This window comes from Methylotenera sp. (assembly GCF_029945535.1).
In the GTDB taxonomy this organism is placed as follows: Bacteria; Pseudomonadota; Gammaproteobacteria; order Burkholderiales; family Methylophilaceae; genus Methylotenera.
Genome location: NZ_JAQSCU010000010.1, coordinates 240,133 through 256,545, shown reverse-complemented (window position 1 = coordinate 256,545; position 16,413 = coordinate 240,133). Strand labels below are relative to the sequence as shown.

The following is a 16,413-nucleotide window of genomic DNA, read 5'->3' as shown; positions in this document are numbered from 1 at the left end:
TTCAAACCCTATATTTACAAGGGTTTTTCGTGGATTAAGTTAACTTTTAAACATAATAAAAATAGTAAGCAAGTAATGCGGTTTGCCAGATAGAAATACTATATTAACTACAGAAAAACTAGAGGAGTCAGCATGAGTTTAGATCTACTAAAAGGCCTTGGCGTTAAAATTCCATATAAAACTAAATATGATAATTTTATTGGCGGAAAATTCGTAGCGCCAGTTAAAGGTGAATATTTTGATGTTATCACTCCAATTACAGGGAAACCTTATACAAAAGCAGCCCGCTCTAGCGCAGAAGATGTAGAACTGGCATTAGATGCTGCACATGCTGCCGCAGACAAATGGGCTAAAACATCAGCAGGAGAACGCGCTAACTTAATGCTGAAAATTGCAGATCGCATGGAAGCGAATCTTGAGCTTTTAGCTACGGCTGAAACGATTGATAACGGTAAGCCAATTCGCGAAACAATGAATGCAGATATTCCATTGGCAATCGATCACTTCCGCTATTTTGCTGGTTGTATGCGTGCACAAGAAGGTAGCTTGAGTGAAATTGACGAGAACATGGTGGCTTACCATTTCCATGAGCCTATTGGCGTAGTTGGTCAAATCATCCCTTGGAACTTCCCTATTCTGATGGCAGCTTGGAAACTTGCACCAGCAGTGGTTGCTGGTAACTGCGTAGTCATGAAACCTGCAGAATTTACACCTATCAGCTTATTGATTTTAATGGAAATCATCGCTGACATCTTACCTCCGGGCGTGATTAACGTGGTGAACGGTTATGGTCGTGAAGTGGGTGCACCACTAGCCAACAGTCGCCGTATTGGCAAAATTGCCTTTACTGGCTCTACTGTTACTGGTCGCGTGATTGCGCAAGCTGCAGCCTCTAACCTAATTCCAGCAACACTAGAATTAGGTGGTAAATCACCTAACGTATTCTTTGAAGATATTGCAGATGCTGATGATGACTTCTTTGATAAAGCCGTTGAAGGTTTAGTATTGTTTGCCTTTAACCAAGGTGAAGTATGTACTAGCCCATCACGTGCATTGATTCAAGAATCTATCTACGATAAGTTTATGGAACGCGTATTACCTCGCGTTGCTGCCATTAAACAAGGCAATCCATTAGACCCAAACACCATGATAGGTGCGCAAGCTTCTGAAGACCAAATGAATAAAATCATGTCTTACATGGATATTGGTAGACAAGAAGGTGCTCAAGTTTTAATCGGTGGTGAACGTAATGTACTTTCAGGCGACTTTGCTGAAGGTTACTACATTCAACCTACGCTATTAAAAGGTCATAACAAAATGCGCGTGTTCCAAGAAGAGATTTTTGGCCCAGTGCTAGCTGTAACAACCTTTAAAGATGAAGCTGAAGCGCTTGCAATTGCCAATGACACTGTATTTGGTCTTGGTTCTGGCGTTTGGACGCGTGATGGCAGCCGTGCTTACCGCATGGGTCGTGGCATTAAAGCGGGTCGTGTTTGGACTAACTGCTACCATGCCTACCCTGCACATGCGGCATTTGGTGGCTATAAAGAATCTGGTATCGGCCGTGAAACTCACAAAATGATGCTAGACCACTACCAACAAACTAAAAACTTGTTAGTAAGTTATAGCCCTAAAAAACTTGGCTTCTTCTAAACTTGAGTTAAGAAAACACAAGGTTTAGTATTAAAATTAAATGTAATATTAAGAGGCGGCTTTAACCGCCTCTTATTTTTTGTTCTGGAGATCAAGATGGCTGAACGTGTATCTGCAACCCCTGCCGCTATTGAACTGATTCACAAGTTAACAGCGCAGCATGGTCCGATTTTATTTTTACAATCTGGCGGATGTTGCGAGGGCAGCGTACCACTATGCATGCCAGCCAATGAGTTTAAACCTGGCGCGTCAGATGTCATCATAGGTGAAGTTGAAGGTGCAACCTTCTATATGGGACATAACCACTTTCAATTCTCAGAGAATATGCACACTATATTAGATGCAATGCCTGGTTCTAGTGGCTCATTCTCATTAGACTGTGGTTCAGGAATGGCCTTTATTACACGTGGACGCCTGTTTACTGACGAAGAATTAGAAACCCTGCCACCAGTTAAAACTTTTGGCTTAAATTAACTATTTTTGTTTAACATCTCATTACTGATAAATCTGCTCTACTCAAATAACTCAGGTTTAGCAACGCCATAGCCCTGTGCGTAATCCACACCAATCTGTTTGAGCATATTGATAATCTCGTCATTTTCGGCGAACTCAGCAATAGTGTGTAAGCCCATCACATGACCAACATTGTTAATTGATTCAACCATCGCACGGTCTATCTTATTTTTCACAATAGCTTTAACAAACATACCATCAATCTTAAGAAAATCGACTTCAAGATTTTTAAGATAGGCAAAAGAAGATAATCCACTGCCAAAGTCATCTAGCGAGAAACGACAGCCAATCTGACGTAAAGCATGCATAAATTGTCGTGCTTTATTCAAATTTGCAATGACAGAGGTTTCGGTAATTTCAAAGCAAATCCGACTAGTATCGACTTTGTGCAAATTAATCTGTTCAATCACATATTCTAAAAAGCCATCCTCTGACAAAGTTTGACCTGATAAATTGATTGCACACACATAAGGAAAAGCCGCCCCTTTGCGGGCGATAATAGCAAGCGCCTCCCCTACTACCCACCGATCTATTTTAGGCATCAAGTGATATCGCTCTGCAGCAGGTAGAAAATACCCCGGTGGGTAATAGGAGCCATCCATCGCCTGCATGCGAATTAACAATTCGCAGTGAAGTTCAGCGCCTTCAGTTAAGCTTGCCATGCGTTGAATGTATAAGACAAACTGTTTATGTTCCAGCCCTAAATGTATTCTAGAAACCCATTCAAGTTGATTGTTATGTTCTTTAATATCAGAATCGTCAGAGCGGTAAATGTGTATGCGATTACCACCTTGTTCTTTAGCTGTATAGCAGGCTGAGTCTACCGTGCTGAGCAACTCACTCAAAGTTAAATTCTGCAGTGGTGAAATTTCGGTAAGGCCCACACTAGCGCCAATTTTGAACACTTTATCATCAAAACTGAAACGATACTCCCGCACTACCTCTAGCAAACCTTCAATGATTTCTTGAGCTTTGACTAAATCGCAGCCCATTAACAATAAGGCAAACTCATCGCCACCCAAGCGCGCTAGCGTGTCTGAGCTACGCACTTTGGCTTTAATGTGATTAGTTAGTTGTTTTAGCAACACATCGCCCGCCATATGCCCGCAGGTGTCATTGACTATTTTAAACTGATCTAAATCGATATACGCAAGGCAATGCACCCGATTGGCTATCGCTGTATCATCTATGGCAGCTTGGGTTTTACGGTCAAATTCATAGCGATTAATCAGACCTGTCAATTGGTCATGTCTCGCTTGAAACGACAATTGATTAGACAAAGTTCTAAGCATGGTCACGTCGTGAAGCACGGTAACAATGGCAAAAGTATGGCCATCACTGTCATAAAGCGGAGAAGCCGACTTGCGTATCACAAACTCCTCCCCATCCGCACGCTCCAATATGACTTCTTCTTGCAAGCTATATGAATCAGTTAACCATTCACTATTCACGGGCGTAGTCCTATCTTCAGCTAATAATCTAAATAAAGACCTTAATGTTTTAATCTTCATTTCGCTTAAAGTAATGCCTGTAAGCCACTCAGCGGCTGAGTTCATATAAAGCACATAACCCGCTGAATTACTGGTGATGACGGCATCGGCAATGCCTTCAAGCGTCACTTGGGCGCGATCTTTTTCTAATTGAAGTTCGTACTGAGAGTCTTCAATGCGATCCAGCATGCCATTGATACCGTGCGACAAGCTTGCCAGTTCGTCATGGCCGTTAAGTTGCCTAATCCGCGCCGAGACATTTGCAGAGTCGCTAATCCGTTTTACATCTTCACTCATACGCTCTAAACGAATTAACACCATTCTGTCTAATGTCCAACTAATGGCCGCTAACATTAAAGCGATAATTGAAGTAGACCACGAAAGGAAACTAGAAGTAGACTCTCCTTGCTCAAATATTTCACGACTGCTCAAGGTTGATACCATCAGATTGGCTTGGTCATTCACACTTTTCATCAGCGTATAACCAGCCACCTCTGTGCCATTTAAAGGTTTAACAACCGTGCCACTGGTTACTAATTTTTTCTCCAAATCAGCATTCTTACCATTTAACCATTGCTGAATCGTGAGCTTGGCACCTATGACTTTTTCAATATGCTCAATAAGCATTTGATCCACATGACGCACCATAATCAAAGTACCACGACTGATGCTTTTACCAGCGCTTGGTTGTATATCCATAGCCGTCACGATACAAACGCCTTCTGGCGTCCAAATAAATCCAGTCAAATGGTCTTTAGAAGAACTTAAAAAGATACCGCCTTTACTGACCGCTTGTTCAAGTGATTTTGGGATAGGCCATGGCTTATTGTTTATAAAATCAAACCCGCGTTTATAGACAGCAACGCCTTCTGGGTTAACGAGCAGAATCGCTTTGATTTTGAGGTGATTGAAGGTTTCGTTGGTATAGTTAGAATCGATATAGTGGGCATCCGGCTGTACTGCATACTGGGCCATATATTGATATTGCCCCATATACTCATAGGTATTATCCCAATGCGCGTATTCACTTGTGATGCCTTCTAACTGCTGAGATTGCTCATTCAATAGCGTCACTGCACTATTGACCTGAATTAAAGTTTTATTTGACTCTAACTTTGCATAGCCATCCAGCAATACTGTTCGCGCCACCGTAAACAGTATAGTGAACAGTAACACCATTCCTGCCGCCACGACTAACAGCATCTTGGCGCGTAATCCCGTAAAGTGTTTTTCTGCCATGTAGTTTACCAAGAGTATTTATGATTGGACTATTGAAACTAGCCAATGCTAATGAAGTCATGCAACAATTGGTTCTAGGCGACCAATTTTAGTGGGCCGTGCGATTAAAATCCTAAGCTATCTAACAAATCATCCACTTGCTCTTGGCTTGCGACAACATCTACTGCGGTTGGATCAATCTGCGGACCATTCATTAACGTGGCTTTGTCATCGACTTCTTTTTTAGTCGGAGTTGGAGAGAAGTCTATTAGCACTTGTACCAATTGCTTCTCTAAATCTTGAGCCAATCCTGTGATTTTCTTGATGACCTGTCCTGTCAAATCCTGAAAATCTTGCGCCATCATAATATCCATCAACAAAGCTTTGGTTTCAGCGGTATTTTTAGCAGTCAACGCTAAAAATTCCAAAGTTTCATCGGCAATGACGTTATATTCGCTTTTTAATGAAGGCTTTTCTAATGCTTCTTTCCAACTCTTCTCTAGCGATGCTGCGCCATTGGCCAATTCAGTTTGCAGTGGCGTTGCTAAGTCAGTAGCATTCAAAACGCGCTCTGCAGCTTGTTCTGTCATGCGTGACACATAAGCTAAACGGTCACGTGCATCTGGAATGTCTTGTGCAACTTGCTCAAGAATTTTATCTAAACCCAAACCACTTAAACTGTCATGCAATAGCCTAGTCACATGACCAATGCGATTCAGCATCTCGTCACCTTGGTTAGCTACTGGCATGGGTTCAACATGTGTTGCTTGCTGTTGTAAAGACTCGCTATTCATCACTAAGCCCCTGCTTTCTCAAGCTTCTCAAATATTTTAGATAACTTCTCGTCCAAGGTTGCTGCTGTAAACGGTTTAACCACATAACCATTGGCTCCTGCTTGTGCAGCGGCAATAATGTTTTCTTTTTTAGCTTCAGCCGTCACCATTAATACTGGCAAATGCTTCAATTCAGGGTCGGCGCGAATGTTTTGTAGCATGGTCAGGCCATCCATATTAGGCATATTCCAATCCGACACCACAAACTCGAATCCGCCACCCTTAAGCTTGCTAAGACCTACTGCGCCGTCTTCAGCTTCATCCACATTGGTGTAACCAAGCTCTTTTAATAAATTTCTGACGATCCTGCGCATGGTTGAGAAATCATCCACCACAAGAAACTTTGTATTTAGGTTGGCCATGCATTACTCCATTAAAAATAGTCGTTCATAGAATTCGAAATCAGCTTCAAATACATTAAATGACTTATTCTGATTCTTTCTGTGTTAATTATTACTTACTTTACTTTAAGTTTTATTCAAGATTAGCGACACAAAAGTGACGCTTTTCCTAATTACACACGAAGCGCGCGTGAGCTGTTCGCCATGAGGTAATTCAATACCAGCTTGGGTAAGTCATTCAAATGTGCCACTTCATCTACACCGCCATGCGCCACGGCCTCTTTAGGCATGCCATAAACCACGCAACTTTCTTCATTTTGAGCAAAGTTGTAGGCACCAGCATCTCTCATTTTAGCCATACCAACAGCACCGTCTTTGCCCATGCCAGTTAAAATCACGCCAATAACGTTCTTACCAGCATATTCTGCAGCAGATTCAAATAACACGTCGACTGATGGTTTGTGTCGATTGACTGGTGCTTCATCACTAAGCTGCGTGACATAATTTGCGCCACTTCTAGCTAACAACAGGTGTTTATCACCCGGTGCGATATAAGCATGGCCAGGCAAGATACGCTCACCGCCTGCCGCCTCTTTCACTGAAATCTGGCATAGCGAATCTAAGCGATTTGCAAATGACTTGGTAAAGCCAGCGGGCATATGCTGTGTAATTAAAATACCAGGGCAGTCTGATGGCATTTGTAATAGAAACGATTTAATCGCCTCCGTTCCGCCTGTAGAGGCACCTATAATCAATAACTTCTCACTGCTGATTAATGGATTACGCAAAGGCGCTGGGGGTGCACCGCTGCTTTGAGTCGTAGCATGACGTTGTAATGTCGAGATTCTTGCTTGGGAAGCAGCACGAATCTTATCCGCAATAATATCGGTATATTCACGCATACCTTCTGAAATAGACATTTTAGGCTTGGTCACAAAATCTATTGCGCCAAGCTCAAGTGCACGCATGGTGATTTCTGAACCACGTTCAGTTAATGTAGACACCATCACCACTGGCATTGGGCGTAGACGCATCAACTTTTCTAAAAAGTCCAAGCCATCCATCTTTGGCATTTCCACATCCAAGGTCAGCACATCTGGATTCAACTGCTTAATCATTTCACGTGCAATAATTGGATCAGGTGCAGCGCCCACAACTTCCATATCACGTTGACTATTGATAATCTCAGTGAGTAGACTACGAATTAATGCGGAATCATCAATGACTAGTACTCTAATTTTCATGTTATTTTCTCTTCTTGATTTAGAAGTTTTTCTTATAAAATTAAATCATCAAAACAAATCAATTTCACCACCCACATCAGCCACTTTAAGCTTGCTTGCATAAGCCTCTTCGCGCTGGACTAATGTATCGTTGTGCATATTTTTAAGCTTTTTAACTAGCACTCTGCCAGTTTTTGGAAAGTAATAAACTTTTCTTGGGTAAATATCCAGCAAGTCTTCGCTAGTCACTCGAATACGCTCTTCTTTTAAGAATTTACGTACAAAGACTGCGTTACGATCACCCACATTCATAGTGGTAAAACTTTTCAGCACGTTACCGCCACCAAAAATCTTGGCTTCTAAGTTCTCTCGGCGGGCGCCATTGCGCAATAATTGATTAATTAACACTTCCATGGCATAGGTGCCATATCGCATAGATTCTGAAACCGGGCTGTCTTTATCAGCTGCGGCACTATCAGGCAGCATAAAATGATTCATGCCGCCAATACCAGAGATGCTGTCACGTATGCAGGCTGATACACAAGAACCCAATACCGTGACTATGACCATATCTTTATCGGTGTAGTAGTATTCGCCAGGCGATATTTTTGCTGCGTTACAATCAAAAGTGCGGTCGAAATAGAGTGTGGTAGAAATTTCTTCTTGTAGCATACTCATACAATTCTTTCTTTAACCTGATTTGAAGTACGTTTAATCGTTTTGCCATCGCTTAATTCATACACGGTTTTGCCACGCAGATGAAAATCGTTAGACACATACAAAAAGTTCTCTGAATGCCCTGCGAACAAGATCGCATGCGGCTTCATTAATGGTACAAAATGACTCAAAATTTTGGTTTGAGTTGGTTTATCAAAATAAATCATCACGTTTCTGCAAAAAATAGCATCGAACGGCTCACCTAAAGTCCATTGCTCATCGAGCAAATTCAACTGCTCGAAAGTAATTAAGCTACGTAGCTCATTCCGCACACGAACTGAGCCTTCTTGCGCGCCGGTGCCTTTTTGAAAAAACTGTTTACGACGTTCATCCGACAGTTTGCTTACTCGTTCGTATGGGTAAACGCCTCGTGAAGCGGTGGCAAGCACATTAGTATCAATATCCGTTGCAATGATTTCCACTGGCGGCTTCATGGTGCCAAATGCTTCGCATGCTGTCATCGCAATGGTATAAGGCTCTTCACCGGTTGAAGCTGCAGAGCACCAAATACGAATAGGTTTTTTGAGACTAACTAAATGTTCGGCAAGAATAGGAAAGTGATGTTCTTCACGAAAAAAAGAAGTGAGGTTTGTTGTGAGTGCATTAGTGAAAGCTTCCCACTCTTCTGGATTGTTTTCATTTTCAAGATTGTCAAGATAGGTTTTAAATGAATCGAAGCCGACTGTGCGTAATCTGCGGCCAATGCGACTATAGACCATGTCTGACTTAGCTTCTGACAGTGAAATGCCAGCATGCTGATAAATGAGTTTACGCACTCGACTAAAATCATTGTTAGTAAAGTCAAATTCGCGATCATTCTGCATTTCTTTAGTCGATTTTTCTTTTAGCATCACAAACTTTCGTTAAATTTAGAGCAAACCTAGCCCCCTGCATGGCAAGTAATATAGTCACTTGCCATACATTGAGTAGGCTTTATCAATGGCTAACTTACGTCTATTTTATGTAGATGACTTACGACCACGCATCTCATTTAACGCAACATCCGCGATGTCGACTTCTGGTTCTTTTGCAATATTGGGGTTACGACCTTTCATTTGATCGATTGCAAGTGCGCTTAAAGCATCAGCTGCGCGTCTATTGCGCTCTTCTTTACTTTTTGCTGCAAAAGGATGTGCTGATTCTTTATATATTTTTAATAACTCAGCGGCCTTAGGCTCACGGTTTACAGCATTTTTAATTGCCATTTTAGTCGCTTCATAATTCCAATCTTGAATACGATCGTCCATGTCTGCAGTTTGATCAATAAACACACCAATACAGATAAACACGTCATCAGCTTCTTCTACTGGAATCGTGCCATCTGCTACGCAATCCATCACCGCCATTGAAATACCGCGCTGTGCTGGGCCAAACATTTGCATAGACTGTTTAGTATTTCTTAAGGTAACTTTGTTAAACATCACAGTGTTCGGTTTCACCATCAGGTTAGGTGCAACAATGGCTAGCAAGCCATTCACACCCTCTTTTTGGTCAGTTAATGTGCGACAAAAAGCATCTTCTGCAGGGCTACCACGAGGGCCAATAATCAAATCAATATGTGCTACGTTTTTTAGATCTAAACCACTACCATCTGGGCGATCTTCAATCACTAATGCTTCACCAATTAAAACACGGTCAATTACAGCCATTTTTATTCTCCTGAATATAAAATTATTACTGCTCAAATTCGGCATTGCAGAAAGGCGTTGCCATCTATTTCTCTCAATTGAGCTAAAACTGCAATATCGCAGTACGCCCAAATTTCATTATATAAGTTAAGCAAATGAATTGAGTTGCTTACATTTTCTATTATGAGTATTTGTTAATGAATCGTATCTTTGGAATAAACAGGTAAAAACCATTTAAATCTATTACCTCTAACCATCTTTATACGAACGTGTAAACAAGTTCAATTAAAACTAAATAATGAAGAATCTAACGATACTCCGCATGAATAAACAAACTCACAAATAAAAAGAGCCTGATAGGAATCAGGCTCTTTTGGTGAGATTACTTTTGAAGTTAGCGTTATATGAATGGTCTTACCAAAAAAATAACTACATAAAAAAAGGGGCATATTCTGCCCCTTTCACTTATTGTCTATTTTTCAAATTTGCTGCTATTCGCAACCTTAATGCATTCAGCTTAATAAAGCCGCCTGCATCTTTTTGGTCGTAGGCCCCTTTATCATCTTCAAAGGTCGCAATCGTAGAATCAAACAATGAATTTGTCTTGCTATCACGCCCAACCACAATCACATTGCCTTTGTAAAGTTTAACGCGCACCCAACCATTCACAGTGCTTTGTGTATGGTCAATCAAAGTTTGCAGCGCAACGCGCTCTGGACTCCACCAGTAACCGTTGTAGATCATGCTAGCGTATCGTGGCATTAAATCGTCTTTTAAGTGTGCTACTTCACGGTCTAAGGTAATGCTCTCAATCGCACGATGCGCTTTAAGCATAATCGTGCCACCTGGCGTTTCGTAACAACCACGTGATTTCATGCCCACGTAACGATTTTCTACTAAGTCCAAACGACCAATACCGTGTTTGCCGCCAATGGTATTCAAATGTGCCAAAAGCTCGTGCGCCTTCATTGCTTGGCCATTCAAGCTTACAGGGTCACCGTTCACATACTCAATATCTAAATATTCAGCTGCATCTGGCGCTTTTTCTGGGCTAACACTCCAACGCCACATAGACTCTTCAGCCTCTGCCGCTGGGTTTTCTAAATGACGGCCTTCGTATGAAATATGCAGCAAGTTAGCATCCATAGAATATGGGCTACCGCCTTGTTTATGCTTCATGTCTACAGGAATGCCGTGTTTCTCGGCATACGACATCAGTTTTTCACGGCTAAGTAGATCCCACTCGCGCCACGGGGCAATAATTTGAATGTTTGGGTTAAGTGCGTAAGCACCTAGCTCAAAACGTACTTGGTCATTGCCTTTACCTGTTGCGCCATGTGAAATAGCATCGGCATTGGTTTCACGGGCAATTTCAATCAAACGTTTTGCAATTAAAGGTCGCGCAATTGAAGTACCTAATAGATATTCGCCTTCATACACAGTGTTCGCGCGGAACATTGGAAATACGAAATCACGCACGAATTCTTCACGCACGTCATCAATATAGATTTCTTTTACGCCCGCTGCTTTTGCTTTTGCACGTGCAGGCTCTAACTCTTCACCTTGACCTAAATCGGCGGTAAATGTAACGACTTCACATTGATACTCGTCTTGTAGCCATTTCAAAATCACTGAAGTGTCTAAACCACCCGAATAAGCCAATACAACTTTGTTTACTTTACTCATTACTTCTAATCCTTAATCCGTAAATAATTCAAACGCCACTAAAAAGCTAACAGCCACCATCATGACCATACCAAATATAAAAAACCTATCCGCATAAAGCTCTGCGTTCACTCGCTGATCTTTATGTCTAATCGACCAATATGACAACATCATGCTCGCTAGAAAAAACAGGCTGTCAATGGCTAATACATTATCTGCCCAAGATGAAATACCTTTTTTAGGTGCTAGCTGTATAACAGAAATAACGGTCATACAAACACCAATCATAGTGGCCGAAACTGGCAATATATGGCTTGAAAGGATATTTTCCTTTTTATCCATCTAAACGCTTACTCGGCCTAATAGCAAATACTCCATCAATGCTTTTTGCACGTGCAAGCGATTCTCCGCTTCATCCCAAACTACTGACTGTGACCCATCAATCACATCGGCAGCAACTTCTTCACCACGATGCGCTGGCAGGCAGTGCATAAATAACGCATCTTTTGCTGCAACACGCATCATATCGCCATCGACTTGCCAATCAGCAAAATCACGTAAGCGCTCTTCATTTTCCGCTTCAAAACCCATGCTAGTCCACACGTCTGTAGTCACTAGATCAGCGCCTTTTGCAGCCTCCATTGGATCTGCAAACTCTTCATAATGGTCATGTCCATACAAATTAGCGCGTTCCGCTTCCACTTCATAACCCGGTGGCGTAGAAACGTGTACATTGAAATCCAACACTTCAGCAGCCTGTAGCCATGTGTTGCAAACATTATTACTGTCACCAATCCACGCAACAGTCTTACCTTGAATTGAACCGCGATGCTCAATAAAAGTAAAAATATCTGCCAGAATTTGGCATGGGTGATATTCATTGGTTAAACCATTGATGACGGGCACACGAGAATTAGCCGCAAAACGTTCGATAATTTCTTGCTCAAAAGTACGAATCATCACAATGTCACTCATGCGTGAAATGACTTGTGCAGCATCTTCCACTGGCTCACCGCGACCTAATTGTGAGTCGCGCGTATTGAGATAAATCGCAGAACCGCCTAGTTGATGCATACCAGCTTCAAACGATAAACGCGTGCGTGTGCTAGCTTTTTCAAAGATCATCACCAATGTGCGGTCTTGCAAAGGCCAATATTGCTGATAAGCTTTGAACTGCTTTTTAATTAAACGGCTACGTTCGAATACATATTCGAGCTCATCACGATTTAAGTCATTGAATTGTAAAAAATGTTTTATTGCCATAATGGTTTACCGCAGTGGTTTTTGCTTAAATTCTATTGTACTTCTAACTGTTTAAAAAAGCCTTAATAATGGCAGATAGTCGTTTCACCAACTCATTTGCCTCAGATTCGTTCATCACCAATGGTGGCAGCAAACGCACCACTTTATCAGCCGTTACGTTAATCAACAGCTTCTCTGCTAATGCCATGCTTACTAAATCACCGCACGGTCTGTCTAGCTCGACGCCAATCATCATGCCTGCATTACGCACCACGACCACACCTTTGGTATCTTTAAATTCGGCAGTAAAGCCTTCACGAATCAGATTGCCGATTTTTTCTGCATTCTCACGCAAGCCGTCTTCTTCGATAATATTTAAAGTCGCTAAGCCAGCCGCAGTAGCTAATGGATTGCCGCCAAATGTTGAGCCATGTTTACCATAAGTAAACACTTCTGCCGCTTTACCACTTGCAACACAGGCGCCAATCGGCACACCTGAACCCAAACCTTTTGCAAGACTCATCACATCAGGTTTAATAGTGGTATGTTGGAAAGCAAACCAAGTACCCGTACGAGCAATCCCCGTTTGCACTTCATCTAACATCAGTAGCCAACCATGTGCGTCACAAATTGCACGTAATGATTCTAAATAGCCGCTCGCATCTTTAGGAATATTAATGCCGCCTTCGCCTTGCACTGGCTCTACCAAAACCGCGACCACATTAGAATTGCGAGAAGCTACTTGTTTAACCGCTTCAATATCATCATAAGGCACCCGAACGAATCCGCTCACTAGCGGCTCGAAACCTGCTTGCACTTTGCGATTACCCGTCGCAGAAAGCGTTGCCATCGTACGGCCATGGAATGATTTATCCATCACAATAATTTCAGGATTAACGATCCCTTTGTTATGTCCATACAATCTGGCTAACTTAATGCTGGCTTCATTCGCTTCACAACCAGAGTTGCAGAAAAACACTTTATCCATGCCTGAAATTTCACAAAGCTTATCAGCCAACGCTTCTTGTTCTGCAATATTATAAATATTCGACACGTGGATTAGCTTGCCCGCTTGCTCACTAATGGATTTCACCAACTTAGGATGCGCATGACCCAAGCCATTAACCGCAACCCCAGCAAGCGCGTCCAAATACTTATCGCCTTTATCGTCGTATAACCAAACGCCATCGCCTTTCACAAAGGTGACTGGCTGACGTGAATAAGTATTCATTAAATGATCTGACATATCGCTTATTAAACCTGACTTAACATTTCAAAAAGAAAACGGCGGCAAATGCCACCGTTGCAAACTGAGTCTAATGGATCTCCATGTGGCACAAATATTACGCTAGCCGCATTGATATAATCCAAAAATTCCAATTATTTACTATCTAACTTTTCAATTAAACATTATATGTGAGATTATCTGAAAACCCTTTAATTGGCAAGTCTAGCTGGCTTCAACATATCCATATAACGCCATTTCACATGAAAATAAAACATAAAAAAATAAAAGCCAAATCTGAGCTCGACTCTGACTCCAAATCCAACTCAAATTCAAGCCGTTTTAACCTACCAAATCTAGGTAGTTTATGGATGCTAGTAGCAGCGCTGGGCTTTGCTATCATGGGTGCTTTGGTGAAAGTCGGCGCACAAAAATTCAGTAGTAGCGAGTTGGTATTTTACCGCTCTATATTCGGCTTAATCGTTATTTGGCTATATATCGCAGTCAACAAATTACCTTTAGCTACGCCAGTCATGTTTAAACAAATGTCGCGCGCTGTGGTTGGCTTTGTTTCATTAGTGCTATTTTTCTATGCAATTGCACATTTGCCGCTCGCTACGGCCATTACACTCAACTACACATCGCCTTTATTTTTGGCCATATTTACCCCACTTTTATTACATGAAAAACCAAAAAAATCTTTGTTTATTGGTCTAATTATTGGTTTTATCGGCGTAAGCCTGTTACTTAAACCTAATTTCACTAGTGCCGATTGGTTAGCAGGCGGCATAGGCTTGCTTTCAGGCATAGGCGCAGCATTCGCCTACATACATGTCAAACAACTAGGTAAAGCCAACGAACCAGACTGGCGGACAGTATTTTATTTCACGCTGATTTCAACGATAGGCGCTGGTTTATGGATGTTTTTTGATAGCTTTCATACGATTGAATGGCAAGATTTACCCGTTCTACTTGGCTTAGGCTTTTCTGCAACCATTGCACAACTAGCCATGACGCGTGCTTATCGCACTGGCAATACACTGGTTGTGGCGAGCTTGGCTTATGTCACAGTGGTGCTCGCAAGCTTATTCGGTGTGCTTTGGTGGAATGAGCATTTAAGTCTAGACGCTTGGCTTGCAATCGGACTCATTATACTCAGCGGCGTGATTAGCGTGCGCACCACTCAAGCACCTCAGCAGGCAGCTCTGAATCAAGCTGAGAAAACAGCACAAGAAACAATTAAAACAGTAAGTTAGCTGTTTATTTTACTAGACAATATCACTATTCAGCAGTAATCTAACTTTCCCACGTTAACAACACATGCGTCTTATGGCACATCAAGGGAATATTAAATTGTCGCTGAGTAGATGGTCTGCATTAGTCTTAATGGCTACAGCGCTTTGCAGTTGCGTGGGGGCGCCTATTGCACAGCAAATTGTGCAATCTATATTATTGCATGGTGCCGACAAGGCTACCGCAGCGGCACTAGATGCAAATGAAGAAAAGCAAAAAATAGCCGCGCAAAATATGCCGCTTAAAAACACGACGTCAGATAAGTACGACATTGCATTTATCAATGCAGGCTTTGAAGAAGTTAAACCTGAAATTGAACCCTTACCTCAGCAAGCGCCATTGGACGAAGAGAAACCTGTCCAACTCATGCAAGAAGCTAAATTAGTACAAGTTGAAGTGTGGAGTTTGCTGATAGGAGACGAAAAACAACATATTCTTGAAGCCGCTAAGAAGCAAGGTTCAACCGAACTCTCCCCTGAAAATGAATGGCAACAAAGCCAAATTGCCATTGGTGCCACTAGCAACACTAAGCTCAACAAACAAGAAGTGATTACGTTTTTGATTCCAGTGGAATTAGGTAAGTTACATAGCGGCTCTAAAGCGCTGGTCGAGTTATCTACAGTAGGACAGTTGAGTGTAGCGCGTTATGCAGTGAATTAAGTCACCAACATTAGGCTGCAACTTTAAGCATCCAGCAAACCGCTGCGCATAGCGATTAGCGCGATTTCTGCCGAGTTATTTGCATTCAGCTTTTGCTTGATATTATAAAGATGCGTGCCCACAGTTCGCGGACTTAAAAATAAAGTTTCGGCAATTTCATTGGTAGTTTTACCTTTTGCCAATGCCATAAATACCTCAAACTCACGCGGCGACAGCACATCAACTGGATTTTGGTCGCCCGATAATTGCTGTATCGCCATTTGTTGCGCGACGCTTGCCTCTAAATATTTTTTACCAGTCGCGACCACGCGAATCGCTTTAATCATCTCTTCAGCCGCGCTACGCTTAGTCAAATAACCCATCGCGCCAGCATTCAATACGCGCTTAGGGTGCACTGAATCTTCATGTGCAGACAACACCAAAATCTTGGCAGAACTATCTTTAGCCAGAATACGCTCAATCGCTTCCAAACCGCCTATGCCTGGCATCGTAATATCCATCACCACCACGTGCGGCTTAAACTCCACAAAACGCTGTATGGCCTGTTCGCCGCTTTCAGCTTCGGCAATGACTTTAATATCAGAGTCTGACTCTAGCAGCATTTTAAATCCCATGCGCACCACTGCGTGATCATCGACTAACATTACATTGATTAAGCTCATATTTTATCCATTGTCTGTGTTTTAAATACCTAGTTTTAAATACCTAAAGG

At 42.0% G+C, this 16,413-nt stretch carries 16 protein-coding genes; 4 read left to right on the top strand and 12 right to left on the bottom strand.

The genetic code is table 11. From position 1 onward, the window contains the following. Window positions 1-132: 132 nt before the first annotated feature. Both PSU72_RS04240 and PSU72_RS04235 read left to right on the top strand, forming a co-directional pair. On the top strand, window positions 133-1,653 hold the full coding sequence (locus PSU72_RS04240; RefSeq protein ID WP_300430981.1) for an aldehyde dehydrogenase family protein: 1,521 nt from the start codon (window positions 133-135) through the stop codon (window positions 1,651-1,653). Between the two features lie 96 nt (window positions 1,654-1,749). Next, complete coding sequence (locus PSU72_RS04235) at window positions 1,750-2,127, top strand: DUF779 domain-containing protein (RefSeq protein ID WP_300430979.1); 378 nt, start codon at window positions 1,750-1,752, stop codon at window positions 2,125-2,127. A gap of 38 nt (window positions 2,128-2,165) precedes the next feature. On the opposite strand, the gene PSU72_RS04230 is transcribed toward PSU72_RS04235, so the two are convergent. The 11 genes from PSU72_RS04230 to PSU72_RS04180 form a co-directional block, all read right to left on the bottom strand. Beyond that, window positions 2,166-4,895: an EAL domain-containing protein gene (locus PSU72_RS04230; RefSeq protein ID WP_300430977.1), complete on the bottom strand. Its 2,730-nt coding sequence runs from the start codon at window positions 4,893-4,895 to the stop codon at window positions 2,166-2,168. Between the two features lie 104 nt (window positions 4,896-4,999). Further along, window positions 5,000-5,668 (bottom strand): protein phosphatase CheZ, encoded by a 669-nt coding sequence (cheZ, locus tag PSU72_RS04225; protein WP_300430975.1) that lies wholly within the window; start codon window positions 5,666-5,668, stop codon window positions 5,000-5,002. A 2-nt stretch (window positions 5,669-5,670) separates the two neighbouring features. Continuing rightward, complete coding sequence (gene cheY / locus PSU72_RS04220; RefSeq protein WP_300430973.1) at window positions 5,671-6,069, bottom strand: chemotaxis response regulator CheY; 399 nt, start codon at window positions 6,067-6,069, stop codon at window positions 5,671-5,673. A gap of 152 nt (window positions 6,070-6,221) precedes the next feature. Beyond that, window positions 6,222-7,292, bottom strand: a complete 1,071-nt coding sequence (locus PSU72_RS04215; RefSeq protein ID WP_300430971.1) for a chemotaxis response regulator protein-glutamate methylesterase — start codon at window positions 7,290-7,292, stop codon at window positions 6,222-6,224. A 48-nt stretch (window positions 7,293-7,340) separates the two neighbouring features. Continuing rightward, entirely contained in the window at window positions 7,341-7,949 is a 609-nt protein-coding gene (cheD, locus tag PSU72_RS04210; protein ID WP_300430969.1) for a chemoreceptor glutamine deamidase CheD, read from the bottom strand. Then, on the bottom strand, window positions 7,946-8,839 hold the full coding sequence (locus PSU72_RS04205; protein WP_300430967.1) for a CheR family methyltransferase: 894 nt from the start codon (window positions 8,837-8,839) through the stop codon (window positions 7,946-7,948). The genes cheD and PSU72_RS04205 overlap by 4 nt, the downstream gene beginning before the upstream one ends. A 108-nt stretch (window positions 8,840-8,947) precedes the next feature. Continuing rightward, a complete protein-coding gene (gene fae, locus PSU72_RS04200; protein ID WP_300430965.1) occupies window positions 8,948-9,637 on the bottom strand; it encodes a formaldehyde-activating enzyme in 690 nt (229 codons plus the stop codon). A gap of 444 nt (window positions 9,638-10,081) precedes the next feature. Next, window positions 10,082-11,302, bottom strand: coding sequence for an argininosuccinate synthase (locus PSU72_RS04195; protein ID WP_300430963.1), 1,221 nt, complete (start codon window positions 11,300-11,302; stop codon window positions 10,082-10,084). 12 nt (window positions 11,303-11,314) lie between these two features. Next, window positions 11,315-11,623 (bottom strand): hypothetical protein, encoded by a 309-nt coding sequence (locus PSU72_RS04190; protein ID WP_013147594.1) that lies wholly within the window; start codon window positions 11,621-11,623, stop codon window positions 11,315-11,317. After that, a complete protein-coding gene (argF, locus tag PSU72_RS04185; RefSeq protein ID WP_300430960.1) occupies window positions 11,624-12,544 on the bottom strand; it encodes an ornithine carbamoyltransferase in 921 nt (306 codons plus the stop codon). Window positions 12,545-12,587: 43 nt separating this feature from the next. Beyond that, window positions 12,588-13,769: an aspartate aminotransferase family protein gene (locus PSU72_RS04180; RefSeq protein WP_300430958.1), complete on the bottom strand. Its 1,182-nt coding sequence runs from the start codon at window positions 13,767-13,769 to the stop codon at window positions 12,588-12,590. Between the two features lie 242 nt (window positions 13,770-14,011). On the opposite strand from PSU72_RS04180, the gene PSU72_RS04175 reads away from it, so the two are divergent. Continuing rightward, window positions 14,012-15,004, top strand: a complete 993-nt coding sequence (locus PSU72_RS04175; RefSeq protein WP_300430956.1) for a DMT family transporter — start codon at window positions 14,012-14,014, stop codon at window positions 15,002-15,004. A gap of 73 nt (window positions 15,005-15,077) precedes the next feature. After that, a complete protein-coding gene (locus PSU72_RS04170; RefSeq protein WP_300430954.1) occupies window positions 15,078-15,701 on the top strand; it encodes a hypothetical protein in 624 nt (207 codons plus the stop codon). 23 nt (window positions 15,702-15,724) lie between these two features. On the opposite strand, the gene PSU72_RS04165 is transcribed toward PSU72_RS04170, so the two are convergent. Next, window positions 15,725-16,363 carry a response regulator transcription factor gene (locus PSU72_RS04165; protein WP_013147588.1) on the bottom strand — a complete coding sequence of 213 codons (639 nt, stop codon included), beginning with the start codon at window positions 16,361-16,363 and terminating at the stop codon, window positions 15,725-15,727. Window positions 16,364-16,413 lie beyond the last annotated feature (50 nt).

Bases quoted from the DNA above. Each gene is read 5' to 3' on its own strand.
- PSU72_RS04240 (WP_300430981.1), top strand. From the start codon at position 133: ATGAGTTTAGATCTACTAAAAGGCCTTGGCGTTAAAATTCCATATAAA.
- PSU72_RS04235 (WP_300430979.1), top strand. From the start codon at position 1,750: ATGGCTGAACGTGTATCTGCAACCCCTGCCGCTATTGAACTGATTCAC.
- PSU72_RS04230 (WP_300430977.1), bottom strand. From the start codon at position 4,895: ATGGCAGAAAAACACTTTACGGGATTACGCGCCAAGATGCTGTTAGTC.
- cheZ (WP_300430975.1), bottom strand. From the start codon at position 5,668: ATGAATAGCGAGTCTTTACAACAGCAAGCAACACATGTTGAACCCATG.
- cheY (WP_300430973.1), bottom strand. From the start codon at position 6,069: ATGGCCAACCTAAATACAAAGTTTCTTGTGGTGGATGATTTCTCAACC.
- PSU72_RS04215 (WP_300430971.1), bottom strand. From the start codon at position 7,292: ATGAAAATTAGAGTACTAGTCATTGATGATTCCGCATTAATTCGTAGT.
- cheD (WP_300430969.1), bottom strand. From the start codon at position 7,949: ATGAGTATGCTACAAGAAGAAATTTCTACCACACTCTATTTCGACCGC.
- PSU72_RS04205 (WP_300430967.1), bottom strand. From the start codon at position 8,839: ATGCTAAAAGAAAAATCGACTAAAGAAATGCAGAATGATCGCGAATTT.
- fae (WP_300430965.1), bottom strand. From the start codon at position 9,637: ATGGCTGTAATTGACCGTGTTTTAATTGGTGAAGCATTAGTGATTGAA.
- PSU72_RS04195 (WP_300430963.1), bottom strand. From the start codon at position 11,302: ATGAGTAAAGTAAACAAAGTTGTATTGGCTTATTCGGGTGGTTTAGAC.
- PSU72_RS04190 (WP_013147594.1), bottom strand. From the start codon at position 11,623: ATGGATAAAAAGGAAAATATCCTTTCAAGCCATATATTGCCAGTTTCG.
- argF (WP_300430960.1), bottom strand. From the start codon at position 12,544: ATGGCAATAAAACATTTTTTACAATTCAATGACTTAAATCGTGATGAG.
- PSU72_RS04180 (WP_300430958.1), bottom strand. From the start codon at position 13,769: ATGTCAGATCATTTAATGAATACTTATTCACGTCAGCCAGTCACCTTT.
- PSU72_RS04175 (WP_300430956.1), top strand. From the start codon at position 14,012: ATGAAAATAAAACATAAAAAAATAAAAGCCAAATCTGAGCTCGACTCT.
- PSU72_RS04170 (WP_300430954.1), top strand. From the start codon at position 15,078: ATGGCACATCAAGGGAATATTAAATTGTCGCTGAGTAGATGGTCTGCA.
- PSU72_RS04165 (WP_013147588.1), bottom strand. From the start codon at position 16,363: ATGAGCTTAATCAATGTAATGTTAGTCGATGATCACGCAGTGGTGCGC.